The sequence below is a fragment of the Pseudomonas sp. WHRI 8519 genome (assembly GCF_040224055.2).
In the GTDB taxonomy this organism is placed as follows: domain Bacteria; phylum Pseudomonadota; class Gammaproteobacteria; order Pseudomonadales; family Pseudomonadaceae; genus Aquipseudomonas; species Aquipseudomonas putida_X.
Window position 1 is genome coordinate 3,860,475 of sequence record NZ_CP167996.1, and the last position, 15,377, is coordinate 3,875,851.

At 59.4% G+C, this 15,377-nt stretch carries 11 protein-coding genes; 9 read left to right on the forward strand and 2 right to left on the reverse strand.

Going from position 1 to position 15,377, the window contains the following annotated elements:
* The first annotated feature begins 4 nt into the window (after nt 1–4).
* Genes ABRP30_RS17745 through ABRP30_RS17765 form a run of 5 tightly spaced genes read left to right on the forward strand, consistent with a single transcriptional unit; the run spans nt 5 to nt 4,576 of the window.
* Nucleotides 5–724, forward strand: a complete 720-nt coding sequence (locus tag ABRP30_RS17745; RefSeq protein WP_349975020.1) for a TIGR03759 family integrating conjugative element protein — start codon at nt 5–7, stop codon at nt 722–724.
* Complete coding sequence (locus ABRP30_RS17750) at nt 706–1,260, forward strand: transglycosylase (RefSeq protein ID WP_349975021.1); 555 nt, start codon at nt 706–708, stop codon at nt 1,258–1,260. Before ABRP30_RS17745 ends, ABRP30_RS17750 begins: the two co-directional genes overlap by 19 nt.
* Nucleotides 1,257–1,676 carry an integrating conjugative element protein gene (locus ABRP30_RS17755; RefSeq protein ID WP_349975022.1) on the forward strand — a complete coding sequence of 140 codons (420 nt, stop codon included), beginning with the start codon at nt 1,257–1,259 and terminating at the stop codon, nt 1,674–1,676. The genes ABRP30_RS17750 and ABRP30_RS17755 overlap by 4 nt, the downstream gene beginning before the upstream one ends.
* 9 nt (nt 1,677–1,685) lie before the next feature.
* Complete coding sequence (gene traD, locus ABRP30_RS17760) at nt 1,686–3,812, forward strand: type IV conjugative transfer system coupling protein TraD (RefSeq protein WP_349975023.1); 2,127 nt, start codon at nt 1,686–1,688, stop codon at nt 3,810–3,812.
* 35 nt (nt 3,813–3,847) lie between these two features.
* Nucleotides 3,848–4,576, forward strand: a complete 729-nt coding sequence (locus tag ABRP30_RS17765; protein ID WP_349975024.1) for a TIGR03747 family integrating conjugative element membrane protein — start codon at nt 3,848–3,850, stop codon at nt 4,574–4,576.
* A 389-nt stretch (nt 4,577–4,965) separates the two neighbouring features.
* Here the strand turns inward: ABRP30_RS17765 and ABRP30_RS17770 are convergent, their stop codons facing one another.
* Entirely contained in the window at nt 4,966–6,705 is a 1,740-nt protein-coding gene (locus ABRP30_RS17770) for a response regulator (RefSeq protein WP_349975025.1), read from the reverse strand.
* Between the two features lie 155 nt (nt 6,706–6,860).
* On the opposite strand from ABRP30_RS17770, the gene ABRP30_RS17775 reads away from it, so the two are divergent.
* The 4 genes from ABRP30_RS17775 to ABRP30_RS17790 all read left to right on the forward strand — a co-directional run bounded on the left by ABRP30_RS17775 (nt 6,861) and on the right by ABRP30_RS17790 (nt 13,909).
* Nucleotides 6,861–10,244, forward strand: coding sequence for an autotransporter outer membrane beta-barrel domain-containing protein (locus tag ABRP30_RS17775; RefSeq protein WP_349975026.1), 3,384 nt, complete (start codon nt 6,861–6,863; stop codon nt 10,242–10,244).
* A gap of 92 nt (nt 10,245–10,336) precedes the next feature.
* Nucleotides 10,337–11,869 (forward strand): EAL domain-containing protein, encoded by a 1,533-nt coding sequence (locus tag ABRP30_RS17780; RefSeq protein WP_349975027.1) that lies wholly within the window; start codon nt 10,337–10,339, stop codon nt 11,867–11,869.
* Between the two features lie 44 nt (nt 11,870–11,913).
* The gene (locus ABRP30_RS17785; protein WP_349975028.1) at nt 11,914–12,204 is read left to right on the forward strand and encodes a hypothetical protein; all 291 of its coding nucleotides are present in this window, start codon (nt 11,914–11,916) and stop codon (nt 12,202–12,204) included.
* A 103-nt stretch (nt 12,205–12,307) separates the two neighbouring features.
* Nucleotides 12,308–13,909, forward strand: a complete 1,602-nt coding sequence (locus ABRP30_RS17790) for a sensor domain-containing diguanylate cyclase (RefSeq protein ID WP_349975029.1) — start codon at nt 12,308–12,310, stop codon at nt 13,907–13,909.
* 222 nt (nt 13,910–14,131) lie between these two features.
* On the opposite strand, the gene mhpT is transcribed toward ABRP30_RS17790, so the two are convergent.
* Nucleotides 14,132–15,364, reverse strand: coding sequence for a 3-(3-hydroxy-phenyl)propionate transporter MhpT (gene mhpT / locus ABRP30_RS17795; RefSeq protein WP_349975030.1), 1,233 nt, complete (start codon nt 15,362–15,364; stop codon nt 14,132–14,134).
* Nucleotides 15,365–15,377: the final 13 nt, after the last annotated feature.

Consider the following 15,377-nt stretch of genomic DNA (forward strand, 5'->3'; position numbering starts at 1 on the left):
GCGTATGACTCGGTTCTCCTTTCTGTCGCTCATCCTGCTCTCCAGTTGCCTGTTTGCAGGTGCGGCGTGGAGCGCGCCAGAACTGGTTGACTCGGCTCCGCAGTTCAGCGAACAGACGCCACTTGATCGGCAGGTATCCGCTGCGGCTCGGGCCAGGGCCTGGGGGCTGTCTAATGATGAGTGGGCCAAATTTGAGCGTCTTCAGACTGGGCCCCGCCACTACTGGTCGCCGCAGCTCGACCCACTCACCACCCTCGGCGTGGAGGCCGACTCAGACCAGGAACGGCAACGCTACGCCGAGCTGCAGGTCCGTCTCGAGGCCAAGCGCGCCGAGCGCGAGCTGGCCTACCAGAAGGCCTACACCGCCGCCTGGGCACGCCTGTTCCCTGGGATGCTGCCCGTACAGGGTATGGCCGAGGATTCTGCGGCTACCGCTGCTGGCCGCTTTGCCCTGTTTGTGGAGGAGCGCTGCCCGCCCTGCGTCACCAACACCCTGCAATGGCTGCATGGCGGCGCGCGCCTCGATGTGTACCTGATCGGCAGCCAGGGTGACGATGGGCGTCTACGCCAGTGGGCACGCAGCGCAGGCATTACCCCAGCACAGGTCAGCAGCGGTCAAGTCACCCTCAACCATGACCGCGGCCGTTGGTTCGCCCTGGGCGCTAGCCGCCCCTTGCCAGCGCGCTACCAGCAGGTGGATGGGAAATGGCAGCGCATCGACTGATCCTGGCGCTGGCCTTGACCGGCGCCACGGCCGTTCACGCCGAAGCGCTGCCGCCGCCGGCATATCAACTGGCCGCTGCGCGCGCTGGCATCCCCGCTTCCGTGCTGTTCGCCATTGCCCTTCAGGAGAGCGGTACGCCGCTGCGGGGTCACCTCATGCCCTGGCCCTGGACCTTGAATGTCGCTGGCACACCGCAGCGTTTCGCCCGCCGTGAGGAAGCGTGTGCCGCACTCAAACAGGCGCTGATCCGTCACGATCCCAAGCGCATCGATGTCGGGCTGGGCCAGACCAACCTCGGCTACCACCCGAACCGTTACCACAGCGCTTGCGAGGCTCTCGATCCTCGCGCCAACCTGGCTGTGACTGCCGAGTTGCTGCGCGCCCACTATGCCGACAGCGGTGACTGGGTCGTGGCGGCGGGCCGCTATCACCGTCCTGCCGGCGGTAAACCCGCAGCGCAGTACCGCCGACAGTTCAGCCAGCACTGGCAGCGTGTGCAGGCAGTCGTGTCCTCTCCGAGGGGGGCGCAGCCATGAACCGTCGGTGCTGGGTAATGCTGTTTACCTGCCTGTGGTGGACGTTTGCCGCGCTCGCGGCCCCCAACCAGCAGCCCGATCCCCGCGCGCTGACCTGGACCCTGCCCGTACACAGCGCACGCCTATCACCCGGTGCCGTGCCGCCGAGGACCTTAGACCTGCCAGGGTTCACGCCGCTGTTCCTCGTCGGGCAAGACCCCGCGTCCCTGAAATGGTTGGCCCAGCATGCACAGAGGCTGCATGACCTGGGCGCCAGCGGCCTGGCTGTTGAAGTAGCCGACGCCCAAGCCTTGCGCCGCATCCAGGCGGCAGCCCCGGGGCTGGACATCTGGCCGGTGAGTGGTGACGACATCGCCGAACGCCTGGAGCTGCAGCACTACCCGGTGCTGATCACGCCCACCGGCTTGGAACAGTGAGGGTGCATCATGGGCGAACATGCGATGGAGTCCCTACTGCGCCCTGCGGTGGAGCTGTACACCGTGGGCATCTGCGCCGGTGCCGGCGCCCTATGCCTGCATTCGCCCTGGGCAGTAGCCCTGTCGCCCGAGGTAGGGGCAGGCATGGCACTGGCCTACACCGCATTCGGTCTGAAGCGACTTAACGAGGCACGCATTGTTCTGCGCTATCGGCGCAATATCCGCCGCCTGCCGCGCTACTCGCTGACCAGCCGGCAGATTCCGGTGAGCAGCAAGCGCCTGTTCATGGGCCGCGGCTTTCGCTGGACCCGCCTGCACACCCAGCGTCTGCTCGAGGCACAGGACCCAGCGCTGGCCCGCTACGTCAATCAATCGGCCGCCCACCAGTGGGCGCGGCGAATGGAGCGCTTGCTGGAGAAGGCCCCACCGGGGCTGTCACTGCTGCCTCGCCTGACCGCCTGGGACAGCCAATTCAACCCCGTACGGCCACTGCCGCCGGTGGGCGGCTCGCCACTGCTGCACGGCGTCGAGCCAAAGGAACAGGAAGCCAGCTTGCCGCTGGGTGAGCGCGTCGGCCACACCCTGGTGCTGGGGACCACCCGGGTCGGCAAGACGCGCCTGGCCGAGGTCTACATCACCCAAGACATCCACCGCTCCAGCCAGGAGGTAGTCATCGTCTTCGACCCCAAGGGCGATGCCGATCTGCTCAAACGCATGTACGTGGAAGCGCGGCGCGCCGGCCGCGAGCATGAGTTCTATGTGTTCCACCTGGGCTGGCCAGAGATCTCCGCCCGCTACAACGCCATCGGCCGCTTCGGCCGCATTTCCGAAGTCGCCACCCGCATCGCTGGCCAGTTGAGCGGCGAAGGCAATTCAGCGGCATTTCGCGAGTTCGCCTGGCGCTTCGTCAATATCATCGCCCGGGCACTGATCGAACTCGGCCGGCGCCCGGACTACCTGCAGATCCAGCGGCACGTAGTGAACATCGATGCGCTGTTCATCGAATACGCCCAGCACTTCTTCGCCCGCCATGATCCACAGGCCTGGGAAGCCATCGTGCAGATCGAAGGTCGGCTGAACGAGAAGAACATCCCGCGGCACATGATCGGCCGAGAAAAGCGGGTGGTGGCGATCGAGCAGTACCTGACTGCCAAGCGCATATTCGATCCGGTGATGGACGGCCTGCGCTCGGCGGTGCGCTACGACCGCACCTACTTTGACAAGATCGTGGCCTCACTGCTGCCGCTGCTGGAAAAGCTCACCAGCGGCAAGACCGCGCAACTGCTCGCCCCCAACTACACCGACCTCGACGATCCGCGGCCGATCTTCGACTGGCTGCAGGTCATCCGCAAACGCGGCATCGTCTACGTCGGCCTGGATGCGCTGTCCGATGCCGAGGTGGCCGCTGCAGTCGGCAACTCGATGTTTGCCGATCTGGTCTCCGTGGCGGGCCATATCTACAAACACGGTATCGATCATGGTCTACCAGGCTCTTCCAGCGCCGCGGACAAGGTGCCGATCAACCTGCACGCCGACGAGTTCAACGAGCTGATGGGCGACGAGTTCATTCCGCTGATCAACAAGGGTGGTGGAGCCGGTATCCAGGTCACCGCCTACACCCAGACCTTGAGCGACATCGAGGCGCGGATCGGTAATCGGGCCAAGGCCGGTCAGGTCATCGGCAACTTCAACACCCTGCAGATGCTGCGGGTACGGGAGACCGCCACCGCAGAACTGCTGACCAACCAGTTGCCCAAGGTCAACGTGCAGACACGCACCCTAGTCTCTGGAGCGACGGACACCGCCGATCCTGATGCCCGTACTGACTTCACCTCCTCCTCGCAAGACCGGGTCACCACCAACGCCGTGCCCCTGATCGAACCCGCACACATCATCGCCTTGCCCAAGGGGCAGATGTTCTCGTTCCAGGAAGGCGGGCAACTGTGGAAAGTACGCATGCCGCTACCGAAGCCGGCTAGCGACGATGCGATGCCGGCGGATCTGCAGACCCTGGCTGCGCGCATGCGCGAGTCCTACAACGCCAATGCGGGGAGTTGGTGGAGCAGCGCTGGCGGAGCACCGACAGTCGATTTCGATCCAGAGATGCCTCCACCCGGACGCAGGCACTCCCAATGAACGCGTCGTGAGCAACTGAGTACTGTGGAGCTCCTATGCCGACCACCCCAGACAGCCCACCTCCTCCACAGCGAAGTCCGGGGCTTATCTTCGGCATGCTCGAGCTGTGTCTGCGGCTACTCGGCCTGCTGTTCGCGTCGCTAATCTTCTCCATCGCCCTGGAGTTCGTAGGCATGCTCTGGTTCTGGCCCGAGCAGGGCTGGCATCACAGCCATGCCATGTGGCTGAGCGAGCTGGGCTGGCTCAGTGGCCACTTCAAGAGTTCGCTGCTCGTGCAAGAGCCGGCGCAAGCGGCCGCCAAGGTACTCGAACACCTGAACGACTGGGTCGTAGTGCGCACCGGATGGGCGCATTCCGATACCCAGCTGAGATTGCTCAGCCGAGAACCTTCAAAGCAGGGGGAGTTCGCGCAGGTCTACGTTTTGACGCAGGACTACCTACTAGCGGCCCTGTTCACTACTTTCACCTTCGTGGTGCGACTGGCCGTACTCACACTATCTATGCCTCTGTTCCTGCTCGCGGTGATCACCGGCGCGATCGATGGTTTGATGCGTCGCGACCTGCGCAAGTTTGGAGCGGGCCGGGAGAGCAGCTTTGTCTACCATCGAGCGAAGCGGTTGTTGCTGCCGCTGATGGTAAGCCCTTGGGTGATCTACCTCACCCTGCCCTTATCGGTGAATCCCATTTGGGTCCTACTGCCATGCGCTGCAGTGCTTGGATGGATGGTGGCAATTACGGCTGCGACTTTCAAAAAATACCTTTGACCGTCCGCTATCGACCCAAAGCGGCCGGTGGCGAATAGCGGTCCCCGACTCTTTGGCAGCTTAATCCGCTCGTTGGATTACTTGCTGTCATATATGAATTCGGAGAATGTTCGTCACGGTGAGGACTGACGAAAGACTGACGTTCTCGACGACATACGCGCTTGCACGCCCATCACGGGTTATTTTTCGTCTAATTCTGACCAACGCTCGTTGTGCGCCTTCTCAAATCTAAAGGCCGGCCAGACATCGGCTAAAGTACTACTTGAATTATAAATTCAAGCCTAGAGTGTCTTGCCAAAATGCACATGCACGAGGTCGTTATGTAGATGAAGCGGAGACAGATTTATTTAAATATTCGCCTGGCAAGCAATAACAACTCGATCGATTGTTTAATTAATTGGACGCTGTAGAAGCATGTGTAAGTGGGCGACGAACTCACATGGGTTATGGTGAGAAATGTTGATTTCCATTCCCTGTCGAGCAGCCAGCTGTCGCGCAATTATAAGTTCTAACGGCGCCCGATCATCGGACTGTGCTTCGCCGGATGCATTGAGCTCACTCAAAGAGTAGGAACGGAGCTGCTTACTTTTAACGGGCACGCTTCTAAACGTGAGCCTGGCACCGAAGCTGTTCTGCTTAGTCGTACAGGACAGGGAGCAATGAAGCTCACCGTCGGATATCACTTCGGATAGGTAACTCGCCAGATGGCGAAGAAGCTGGCTGAGCATCCCTGTGTCGACCAGCACCAGATTATCCGAGAGCAGATCAGAATCGATGCGTGTTATGACGCCCTTGTTTGCCGCTTTTCTCGGTGATCGTATCAAGGTTTGTCGAACAAACCCGGCCAGATTGACTGCTTCCAGCTTAGATGTGGGCTCCTCGGAGGGGGTGGCTGCGATCATCACCGTCTTCAACTTTTCCTGAAGCTCGCTGATTTGTTCTTGGGCGAAGGACGACGAATCGCTCTGACCATCCAGCAGGGTTTGGCTCAAGGTAGCCAAACCTGCCTCTATGCTCCCACCAAGACTGACAAGCAACTCAGTCAACCTCTGGGTATCGAGTTCGCTGGCCTGGGACTTGGCGCGCAATGCATCCAATTGCTCATATCTGTGGGTTACGTCGGTACTACAGCAGATCATCCCCAGCATATTGCCTTCGGGATCAAGGTAGGGGGTACCCCAATGATGCAGTACCCGCCGCTGCCCATGAATGGTCAATTCGATGTCTTTGTCGAAGGAGCGTCGCTCGGTAATAGCGCGTTGAAGAAAAACCAGCATGTTCTTCGCATCAGTCGGGTTATACCAATCAACCTCAGTGGTTTTTGTGCCCTGAACCTGTTCTAGATCGGCGCGATACATCCTCAGGTGCGCGGGATTGGCGTACAAAAGTCTGGCTTGCGTATCGCGCACATAGAAGGCGCCAGGAAGACTTTCGACCATCGACCGCCACATATCAGTGATGGCCAATGTCTCAGTAGCGGGAGGCGTCATCTGGCTGGCGCCATCTGCCAGGCGATTGCGACGCGCAAAATCGACCAGATCCAACAAGCTGTACACGCCAAGCTTTGCGCGTATCCGGGCACGATAGGTGCTAACCGATTTCTCGCTAATCGTCAGCTCACTCGCTATCTCATGATTGTCGTAACCCGTGGCAAGCAGCGTGAGAACGCTGAGTTCCCGGTTGGACAGGGAGGCCACCCGTTTTGCATCGTCTTCCTGCACGCTGTGCCGATTGACCGTACCCAGCATGCTGCTGGGAAAGTAGGTCTGTCCTCGGAGTAAAACCCCTACCGCTTCACTGAGTATTGGGCTGTCTTGGTGTTTGCTGACGAAGCCTGAAGCACCGGCTCGTAGAAAACGGCCTACAAAATGCTCCGAGTCTTGGGTACTGAATCCTAGGATAGGGATGAGGCTCCCTCGCGCCCGGAGCCGACTGATCACATCGAGGCCAGTAATGCGAGACAGATCGAGATCGATGATCAGCAGGTCCGGATTGAGATTCGCCGCCATGCTCAAGGCTTCAAGCCCGTCGGTCGCTTCACCAGCGATGACATGCCGATCTTTTTCCAGCAGCACTCGCAAGGCGTGCCTAGTGAAGGGATGTTCATCGGCGATCAGGATGCGAGCCATGGCGCTTTCCTTGTAGGCGCTTTTGGACACTCTACGCATGCGGGGCAGAGCTGTGTAGTCATTTTCCTACAAGCCATGACTGGCTTCCGTCTCTCTAGGAATGGCGTCGTTGCGAAGAATGGTGGCAACAGTCACCTACCTTCAGGACGAAGATCATGAAAACCCATAATGCCTCTACCACCATGGCTACTCCTCGTCATCCGCCGCATCGCCTCCTACCCATAGCTATGGTGGTCGCGGCATTGATCAGCGGCTCGGCGATAGCTGCGGACTACTCGACCCCGCTTCGCTTCGACAACCAATCATCTGTCGGCAACCTGATTCGCAAACAGGTTGATGTCACCAGCGCCAATCCTGCGATCTCCCTGCAGGGGCTGACCTTCGCCATTGATAGCGTTTCGGTTCGAAATGCTTCGGGCACAGGTATCGATATGCAAGCCGCCGCAGCGCTAATGGCTCAGTCCCTGAATGGCCTGACCCTCGGTAGCGCTGCGCCAGTGATCAGCATCAGCGGTGCGAGCCGCGCAGATCTGGTAGGCCCCGGCGTGCTGCAAACCTCCGGGGGACGCAGTCCAGTGGTTCTTTTGCGTGATGGTGAATTGCATCTTGTCGATATGGACCTGCGCACCCTTGGCGTGTTGAGTCCCGGCATCGACATAAGTGCCAATGCGACGCTGAACGTAGCGCGAGGTTCAATCGAGACCTTCGAGATGTCCAGTGCCGGTATCCGTGAGGTCGACAATACCCAAGCTGGTGTCGTCAACGGCACATTGATTCATACCCATAAAGCTGAAAGCGCGGGTGTGCTTGCTTCGAACTCAAGCGGCCTTCTTTCACTGGAGAGAACCGACATCCTTACCGAAGGTGCATCCAGTGATGGTGTGAACATCCAGCAGAAAAGCCGGGTCGATCTGCTTGGTAACAGCACGGTACATACCTTGGGTGAACGCGCCTCTGCGTTGCGAGCAACAACAGGATCGAGCATTCGCGTGGCCGACGGTGCGTTGCTGACCGATGGACGCTATGCAGCGGCTGCAAGGGTTGCCAGTGATGGCGTTATAGAGCTGGAGCGCAGCCAGGTACTCGCCACCGGCTCGTCGGCGGCAGCGCTCGGCCTGGAAGGAGCAAGTCGAATCAGCCTGGCCAATAGTTCGGTCGGTAACCTTGACGGAAGCACCGTTGTTTTCGAAGGCTCTTCCCAGGCCCCTGGCGTTGGCTACCTGCAACTGCGTGGCAGCCATGTCGCCGGTCCGCAAGCTCTTTTTGAAACCCAACCGGGTAGCCAGGGCCTGGCTTTGCTGGACGACAGTGACCTCATCTCATCACAGGGTACGTCCTTCCTTGTGGGGGCTCGCAGCGAATTGAAAGCGCAGTTGCAATCGACTCAGGTCAGCGCAGTGGAACTCGCGCGAGTGAATGGCGACGGCCGCTTCGACCTGACGGCACACAACAGTGAACTGAGAGGCGACACCCTGCTGCAAGCGCCCGGAAGTGGCATGTTGAACATGGATCTGGATAACAGTCGCTGGATGCTGAAGGGCAGTTCGGCTGTGAGCAATCTCAGCCTGACCAATTCGGATGTGATGTTTGGCGCAAGCAACTTCGAGGTGCTGACCGTCCATGGCGATCTTGGCGGTAGCGGACGCTTCCTCATGAAAACCGATCTTTCCAGTACCCAAGGGGATTTGCTCTCGGTACAGGGTTCGGTTAGCGGTCAACATGAGCTGATGGTCGCGGACAGTGGCCATGATGCGAATGGCGCACCGTTGAAAGTAGTTGCCAGCAGCGGTGGCGCAGGCACCTTTAGTCTCCTGGGTGGCCATGTGGACGCTGGCGCCTATCGCTACGGCCTGCAGCGCCAGGGCAGTGACTGGTATCTGGCGGAGACTGGCCAGATTGTGCCCATACAGTCACTTGCTCCCGCACGGCCCTACCAGGCGATACCAACGCCGATGAGCAGCAATGTCGCCATGACGGCCCTGAACCCTTCGCTACCAGCTCAGTCGGTGCCAACGCCGGTGAGCAGCAACGTCGCCATGACAGCCCTGAATCCGTCGCTGCCGGCTCAGTCGGTGCCAGCGCCGATGAGCAGCAACGTCGCCATGACAGCCCTGAATCCGTCGCTGCCGGCTCAGTCGGTACCAACGCCAGGGAGCAGCAACGTTGCCATGACGGCCCTGAACCCATCGCTGCCTGCTCAGTCGGTACCGACGCCTGTGAACAGCAACGTCGCCATGACGAACCTGAACCCATCGCTGCCAGCTCAATCGGTGCCAACGCCAGTAAGCAGCAACGTCGCCATGACGGCCCTGAATCCGTCGCTGCCGGCTCAATCGGTACCGACGCCTGTGAACAGCAACGTCGCCATGACTTCCCTGAACCCGTCGCTGCCGGCTCAATCAGTACCGACGCCAGTGAGTAGTAACGTCGCCATGACGGCCCTGAATCCGTCGCTGCCGGCTCAACCGGTACCGACGCCAGTGAGTAGCAACGTCGCCATGACAGCCCTGAACCCATCGCTGCCAGCTCAATCGGTGCCAACGCCGGTTAGTACCAACGTCGCGATGGCTACCCTGACCCCGTCGCAGCCAAATCAGTCGGTTCCACACCTGCCGCAAAATCAACGCATATCTAAGGGAGCGAACGCTGCTCTCGGAATGCAAACTGCTGCCGCTGGGCTCTGGCATAACGAGATGGGCACCTTGAATCGTCGTCTTGGCGAGCTCCGTCTTGGCGAGGACGAGGGCGGCTTGTGGGCCCGGGCGATGACCACTGAACAGCATCTCAAGGCGAACGATAGTCGGGCCTTCGACCAGAACATCAACGGTACGCAACTGGGTGCTGATGCCGTTATCACGGATGGCAACGGACGTCTCTACGTCGGCGGCATGCTGGGCGCTGCCCGCTCCGAGCAGGATTTCGGCGAACGCAGCAAGGGTGTGATCGACAGTCGATCGATTGGTTTGTATACCACCTGGATCGGTGACACCGGACTGTATGTCGATACCGTAGTGAAATACGACCACCTCGACGGCCAAGTCAAAGTCACAGACAACCTGGGTCACAGAGTGCGTGGCCGTTATGACGGCAACGCCTACGGCGCCAGTGTGGAAGTAGGCCGTCAATTCGTCCTGGGGGATGGATGGTTCGTTGAACCACAAGCGCAGATATCAGCAGTACACCTGGACGGTCCGCACTACACCAGTAGCGATGGCCTCAAGGTCGATGCCCAAGCGCAGGAGTCTGTCGAGGGCCGACTTGGCGGTCGTGCCGGGCGCGATTTCATCATGGAAAACGGCTCTCACATCCAGTCCTATATCAGCGTCTCTCAGATCGAGGAGTTGGCCGGCAAAACCCATGTGACGGTAGACGGCCATCAACTGGACAACTCGCTGCCAGGCGCCCGGACCGACTATGGCCTTGGTAGCACCGTCCAGCTCAGCGAGCGGCAAAAGGTCATGCTCGAAGTGCACTACGAGCAGGGACCTAAGATTGAGCAGCCGCTGGAAGTAACGGTCGGCTACCGCATCCTTTGGTAAACCCGTCAGTGGATGCCCTCGATAGAGGGCATCCTCAAGGACATGCTGGTTTTGCTCCGCCGGAGATCTTTATGAAGCGTTCAAGGATAGTAATGGCCGGTGCTTTGACGAGTGGCCTCTGCGTGGCAGTTGCAGTGGGATGCAGTATCGGCCTTGCCTGGCTAATGGTGCTCAAGAGCACTGAGCGGCAGCTGGATGTTCTGGCTGAGCTTGCCGTACAACGTGCCGACCAGACCATCGCCATGGCTAGCGACGCCCTCAGGCATGTAGCTGACTCGCAACTACCGGCCTGCTCACCGGAAGGCATCGAGCAGATGAACTTGCTTGTACTCAATACCCTCTCTGTCAAATCGGTTGGTTACGCCGAAGAAGAGGTACTCGCCTGCAGCACGTCTGGCGTATCACGGCAGCCGATACCCGACGCCGGAGAAGACTTCCGGACTCAAAACGGCGTATCAGTCTACCTGCCCGGTTATACGCAGAGCGTTGCACCTGAAGATGATCTGCTGACACTCAGCTATGCGGCTTTCCATCTGTTGCTGGACTCTGGTCCTTTGAAGGACACCTCGTTAGAACCAGGTTTCCATCTGGCACTCGGTACTCCCATGGGACGCTGGTTAAGCTCAGGGAGTAACGATGCGTTCACCCGCTTACTTTCCGTAATCCATGACGGTGACCGATCGAAACTGGAGCAAGGTTTCCTATACCGAAGAGTCAGCCGTGGGGACTGGCATGTCGTGGTGGCCTTGTCGCGGGAGAAACTGGTTAGCCAATTGTGGCTGACCCTGCTGGTGGTGCTGCCGCCGGGGGTGTTTTTGGCCGTCCTTGGACTCCGAAGTGTGGCGCGCCGAACCCTTGAGCGGTTATCCCCGCAAGCCGAACTGAAACAGGCCATACGCCACGGTCGAATCCAAGCTCATTATCAGCCCATCATTGATCTGCGCAGCGGGCAATGCCGCGGTGCGGAGGCGCTGGTTCGGCTACAGCATCCCGTCAGTGGCTGGATCTCCCCTGAGTGTTTCCTTCCGCTTGCACAGGAAGCGGGGCTGATCGAGGCCATTACGGACCGGATGATCATGGCCATCTGCTCTGATCTTGGCGATTACCTGCGAAGCGATCGCTCTCGGCATGTCTCGTTGAATCTGACCGCGGCCGACATCTGTAATGGTCGCTATCTCGAGGTTCTAGGAGGTGCAATTGCCGAGGCCGGGGTTCATGCACAGCAGGTCTGGCTGGAGGTTACCGAAAACGATCGACTGGATTTGGAGCCAGCACGTTTGAATCTGGCGACCAGTCGTCTGCGGCAACATCTTGTCGCACTGGACGACTTTGGTACCGGTTACTCGAGCTTGCAGTATCTGCAGCATTTGCCCGTCGATCTGATAAAGATAGATAAGGGCTTCGTGGAACGCATTGACCAGGTGGATGACCACCCGGTGCTAGAACACACCATCGCGCTAGCCCATGAAATGGGGTTGGCCATGGTTGGCGAAGGGATAGAGACCGAGCGGCAGTTGCAGTTCCTGCAAAGCCGGGGCGTCGAATTCGGCCAGGGTTGGTTGTTTGCCAGACCAATGGCCGCCGCCGAATTCATCAACTTTTCCCAACGCATGACAGCGTTTTGAAGCGACAACCTTTAGATTTACTCACTGAACGAACGGAGAACATCATGAAAAGGCTGATTTCGGTTATTTCTCTGCTGGCCTTCTCGAGCATGGCAAGTGCGGCAATTCCACTGGTTAACGCCACCTGTCCTGGGGGGATTGAGGTACACGCAGACAAGGGTGGTCCGGTTTACATCAACGGAAAAAAAGGTCAGTTGAAGAAATTCAGCGACGAGTATTTCGAGATCAAGGGCGCCGGAGTGACCGTTTCTCTGAGCATCAACCCTGACGGTACAGCCTCGCTAACCTACACCGGCAAAAATGGCGCCAACGGTGTCTGTAGCCAGGACAACTGATAACACAATCCTGATTCAGGCGAGGCGGTTACCTCCGCCACGCCTGCTGGCTTGGTGACACAACAGCTCGACCGGTTAAGCCCTCGCCTTACGGAGATACATGATGGAACAAGTGTCCGACACTGCAAGCCCGGATGGCCAGCCTCCCGGTAAGGTCGGCAGACTGCATTTACGCTGGTTGATACTGATGTTCGTGATTGTTTCGGTATTGGCGACCTTGGCCAATAGCTTGGTCACGGCCTATCGAGTGCAACAGGATGCATTGATCGAGCATGCCCTGGAGTCCAACCGCGCGTACGCAGCTAAAGTCGCCTCCAGCATCGGCGAGTTCCTGCGGTCGGCCCACGGTCATCTCCGCTTCAGTGCCGAAGAGTTGGGTAAGCATTGGGGAAATGCTGAAGTACTACGAGCCGAAGCAATCCGCTTGCAACGTCAGGATACCGATTTCAACTCCATTGCCATCATCGATGCGACCGGGAGGATCATAGAGGCCTACCCGGATCCGATGCAGATCAACGGATCCACGCCTCATTCTCCGGGAATCGACGAATCGCTCGCTGCGCGCCGGCCGGTGGTCAGTTCCGCCTACATGTCTGCTGCCGGCAACCTCGTCGTAATGATCTCTCAGCCGATCTTCGCTGCTTCTGGAGAGTACCTAGGCGCGATTGGTGGATCGGTGTATCTGAAAAAGCAGAGTGCTTTGCACACCATCATCAGTCGACACTTCCATCATGAAGGGACTTTTGCGTTCGTGGCTGACAGCCAGCGACAACTGCTCTCACATCCTGAAGAGCAACGCATCGGCCAAAAGCTGGGATGGAGCAAAACAGTCGATGCAGCGCTTCGAGGAGAGAGCGGGTCGATGGCCGTAGCCAATTACAAAGGCGTACCAATGCTGGCGGGGTATGCTCAAGTGCCAGATGCCAACTGGGCGGTGGTCGCGCAGCAACCCCGAGAGATGAGCCTGGCGCCTTTGAAAGTCCTGATGCGAGATATGGTATTGGGAATGGTGCCTGCCAGCTTGCTCGGGATGCTTATGATCTGGTTTGGCGCAGTCCTTATCTCAAGGCCGCTGCAACAGCTATCAAACATTGCGGCGCAATTATCAGCGACCGATGCAACCGAACGACTGAAGGCTATTCGCACCTGGTATAGCGATGCGGCTGCAATTCGCCGAGCGATGCTGGTAGGGGTTGAATTACTGCAGTTGAAGATCGGGCGTCTGAACGAGGAGGCGCGGACAGACCCTCTGACAGGGTTGGCCAATCGTCGAGTCATGGCCGACTCGCTGGCCCGGCTGGATGCTTCATTACGGAATTATTGCGTACTGGCTCTCGATATCGACTTCTTCAAGAAGGTCAACGATACCTATGGCCACGATATGGGCGACGTTGCACTGAAGCAGGTCTCCCAGATTCTTCGCATCAACTCGAGAGCCAATGATCTGGTATGCAGGACGGGAGGGGAAGAGTTCACTGTTGTGTTGCCGGATACGGATATAGAGGTAGCAAAAGTTATCGCTGAACGAATTCGCCAATCTATAGCCGATCATCCTGTTCCTGGCGTCGGCAGCATCACTGTTTCCATCGGTGTAGCAGGCACCGGCCAGGGCGGATCTTGTTCTGAAACTCTACTCAGGGATGCGGATGAGTATCTGTACAAGGCCAAGCACAGTGGACGGAATCGTGTCTGCAGTCGTCGTTGAACAGACCAAAGATCGTTAGCATGAGTGTTGAACAACCTAGTGTCCTCGGAACTTCCACATTGAGGATCAGTTGCCCCCCTGCAGCGTGCCAATGTCTGGCACGGCACCAGCGATGGCCGCCTTCACATGGGGGCGGGCCATCTCTGCGGCTTGGTGAACGTTTTGCCCGGATGGGAGCCGTAGCTGTAGCTCTGCATACTTGCAGGAGCAGGCTACCGAGGTCTAGGTAGTGGATCCAGGCACAGACTGTGAGCACTGTGGGCACGAGCGATGTCTGAGCAGTGCTCTTGCCGCCAGCGCCGCAATTACCAGCCCAGGTGAAACCGCCACTACCAGGCCGCTTGCGCCGGCACCTGCTGCCAGGATCTGCCCGGCAGCCAACGGCCCGGCAATCGAGCCCAGTCGCCCGATTGCCACCGATGCCCCTACCCCCGTGGCGCGTACCTGGGTTGGATACAGGGTTGGTGCCAATGCATACAGCACCAGTTGCCCGCCGATAGCGCAGTAACCCGCAGTGAAACCGGCCAGTAACATCAGGCCAAAACTGCTCGACAACCCCAGTCCCGCCAACGACGCCAGCATCCCGGCATAGGCGATCAGCACCGCCCGCCCGGCAAAGCCGCGGTCCATCATGCGCCCGGTGAGGAATGAGCCCGCTGCCCCGCCAAGGTTGAACAGGATCTGTACCGCTCCGGCCTGGGGCCGGCTGAAACCTTGGCCGATCAGCAGCGACGGGAGCCAGTTGAGCAGCATGTACAGCACCGTCAGGGTGAAGAAGCACGCCACCCACAGCAGCAGCGTACGGCTCATTTGCCCCGCCCCGAACAGCTGGGCAAGGGTGCCATCGGCGTCGGCCTGCGCACCACCCTGGGCACGGAACGCCTGAGACTCTTTCAACCAGAGCATCAGCACCAAGGCAATTGCAATCGGCGCGATGCCGCCGACGTAGAACACCGCACGCCAGCCCTCGCCCACCCCGCTCATGCCGATCACTGACGCCAATGCCCCACCTAACGGTACGCCGCAGTAGGTCAGGCTCACCGCCGTGCTGCGCAGGTGATCAGGCGCCGCCTCGCTGGCCAGCGCGATTAGGATCGGCAACGCCGCGCCCAGCCCAAGGCCGGTCATCAAGCGAGCAATCAGCAGCGAGGTGTAGCTTTCGGCATGGGCGGTGCCCAGCGAAAAACCGCCGAACAGCAGCACCGCCACGATCAGGATCGCCTTGCGACCAAGCCGGTCGGCCAGCCAGCCACCGACGAACGCCCCGGGCAACAACCCCAGCAACCCGGCGCTGAATACCCAGCCGAGCATGCCCGGCGACAGGGCAAACTCCTTGGCCATGTGCGGTGCGGCGATGCCGGTCGCCTGCAGGTCCAGGCCTTCGAGCAGCGCTACGAGAAAACACAAACCGATGGTGAGTACTGCCTTGTTGGAAGTTGCGGATGAATGACGCATGTGTGGCCCCTCT

Bases quoted from the DNA above. Each gene is read 5' to 3' on its own strand.
- ABRP30_RS17745 (WP_349975020.1), top strand. From the start codon at position 5: ATGACTCGGTTCTCCTTTCTGTCGCTCATCCTGCTCTCCAGTTGCCTG.
- ABRP30_RS17750 (WP_349975021.1), top strand. From the start codon at position 706: ATGGCAGCGCATCGACTGATCCTGGCGCTGGCCTTGACCGGCGCCACG.
- ABRP30_RS17755 (WP_349975022.1), top strand. From the start codon at position 1,257: ATGAACCGTCGGTGCTGGGTAATGCTGTTTACCTGCCTGTGGTGGACG.
- traD (WP_349975023.1), top strand. From the start codon at position 1,686: ATGGGCGAACATGCGATGGAGTCCCTACTGCGCCCTGCGGTGGAGCTG.
- ABRP30_RS17765 (WP_349975024.1), top strand. From the start codon at position 3,848: ATGCCGACCACCCCAGACAGCCCACCTCCTCCACAGCGAAGTCCGGGG.
- ABRP30_RS17770 (WP_349975025.1), bottom strand. From the start codon at position 6,705: ATGGCTCGCATCCTGATCGCCGATGAACATCCCTTCACTAGGCACGCC.
- ABRP30_RS17775 (WP_349975026.1), top strand. From the start codon at position 6,861: ATGAAAACCCATAATGCCTCTACCACCATGGCTACTCCTCGTCATCCG.
- ABRP30_RS17780 (WP_349975027.1), top strand. From the start codon at position 10,337: ATGGCCGGTGCTTTGACGAGTGGCCTCTGCGTGGCAGTTGCAGTGGGA.
- ABRP30_RS17785 (WP_349975028.1), top strand. From the start codon at position 11,914: ATGAAAAGGCTGATTTCGGTTATTTCTCTGCTGGCCTTCTCGAGCATG.
- ABRP30_RS17790 (WP_349975029.1), top strand. From the start codon at position 12,308: ATGGAACAAGTGTCCGACACTGCAAGCCCGGATGGCCAGCCTCCCGGT.
- mhpT (WP_349975030.1), bottom strand. From the start codon at position 15,364: ATGCGTCATTCATCCGCAACTTCCAACAAGGCAGTACTCACCATCGGT.